At 61.7% G+C, this 1,618-nt stretch carries 2 protein-coding genes; one reads left to right on the top strand and one right to left on the bottom strand.

Annotated elements, in window-relative coordinates; genetic code table 11:
- A partial coding sequence (locus BLQ98_RS17995; RefSeq protein ID WP_425263967.1) for an IS91 family transposase occupies positions 1-1,094 on the top strand: 1,094 nt, incomplete at its 5' end.
- 70 nt (positions 1,095-1,164) lie between these two features.
- Here the strand turns inward: BLQ98_RS17995 and BLQ98_RS18350 are convergent.
- The gene (locus tag BLQ98_RS18350; RefSeq protein ID WP_167354588.1) at positions 1,165-1,341 is read right to left on the bottom strand and encodes a hypothetical protein; all 177 of its coding nucleotides are present in this window, start codon (positions 1,339-1,341) and stop codon (positions 1,165-1,167) included.
- Positions 1,342-1,618 lie beyond the last annotated feature (277 nt).

Raw genomic sequence — 1,618 nt, 5'->3', positions numbered from 1 at the left:
ACAATCCATGGAGAAACTCCCTCAAATCCATGAAGCACGGACTCGCAGAATACACGCGTCATCGGAAGGTGGGGTCTAAACAGCGGTTACGCAAAAACAGGCACTGCCCGAAGTGCCAAGGACCGGCGGCGCGTGACTGGATGGAGGCGCGGGCCGAGGACCTGTTGCCCGTGGAGTATTTCCACGTCGTCTTCACGATGCCCGCCGAGATCGCGCAAATCGCCTATTGGAACAAGAAGGCGATCTACGGGCTGTTGTTCAAGGCGTCGGCCGAAACCGTCATGACCATCGCGGCCGACCCCAAGCGCATGGGTGCGCGGGTGGGCATGACCAGCGTGCTGCACACATGGGGATCGGCGCTGACGCACCATCCCCACATCCACATGATCGTCCCGGGCGGCGGCCTGTCACCCGATGGCGCAATGTGGACCGCCTGCCGCCCTGGGTTCTTTCTGCATGTGCGGGTTCTGTCGCGACTGTTTCGACGCCTGTTTCTGGAAAAGCTGATGGATCTGCACCGGGCCGGTCAGCTGACCTTCTTCGGCAATCTCGAACGGTTGGCGCAGGCGGATGCCTTCGCGCAGTGGCTCGCCCCGTTCCGCAAATCCGAATGGGTGGTTTACGCCAAACCGCCCTTCGGCGGCCCCGAGGCCGTGCTGGCTTACCTGAGCCGCTATACCCATCGGGTGGCAATCTCGAACCACCGCCTGGTCAGCGCCGATGCCCAAACCGTCGCCTTCCGTTGGAAGGATTACCGCATCAAATCCGGCGACCGCCAAAAGGTCATGCGGCTGGCCACACCCGAGTTCATTCGCCGCTTCTTGATCCATGTTCTGCCCGACGGGTTCCACCGCATCCGACACTACGGCCTGCTGGCCAGCGGTGTCCGCAAGGGCAATATCAGAAAGATCCGCGCCTTGCTCTGCGTCCAGCGCCCCGAACAGATCGCCGCGTCAGGACCCGAAGCCGAGATCATCCCACTCACCCTGCGCGAACCATGCCCCTGCTGCGGCGGCCCCATGCGCATCATCGAGATCTTCCGCCGTGGGCAAAAGCCGATGTCGCGCGCACCACCACGGGAGCAGGCCGCATGACACACCGCCTGTCATTTGTCACGAACCGCTACCGGCTGCTGCCCGCAGACCCGGCCCAGCCCGTCTGCGCTTATCGCTCTGCGGCGCGAAAAACGTCGGCAAGCATCACAAGATGCACAGCGGTGTCAGCATACTCGGACCCTTCTGTGATCGTCTCAGCCGTCATACGCACCGCCAGCCAAACCCCTGAAACAGCCGTCGCTCCAACCGTCCGCGCACTTTCCCCATAGATCGCACCAAGACCCACGCGGCTTCCTCCTTGGGAGGTTTTCCAACGCGGGTCGTAGTCGCGCGAGTGCGCAGCGTATCGCCGCGACCCGCATCAGAAAACCTTCACCAAAGCGGACATTCAGACCTGGCTCCGATGCCGCACCGCGGCTTCCCCAGGCCGTCCATTCACGCATCGTGCAGCATTCTCGATTGGTGAAAGTTAGATGCGCGGACGAAGGATTAGTTCGCGGGACAAGCGCAAATGAACATTTTTCGTGCGCCAGCGTCTTGTCAATACCTATTAAGATGGAAAC

Source organism: Sulfitobacter litoralis (assembly GCF_900103185.1).
Taxonomy (GTDB): domain Bacteria; phylum Pseudomonadota; class Alphaproteobacteria; order Rhodobacterales; family Rhodobacteraceae; genus Sulfitobacter; species Sulfitobacter litoralis.
The sequence above is the reverse complement of the archived record's forward strand: the minus strand, read 5'-3'. Positions and strand labels throughout refer to the sequence as shown.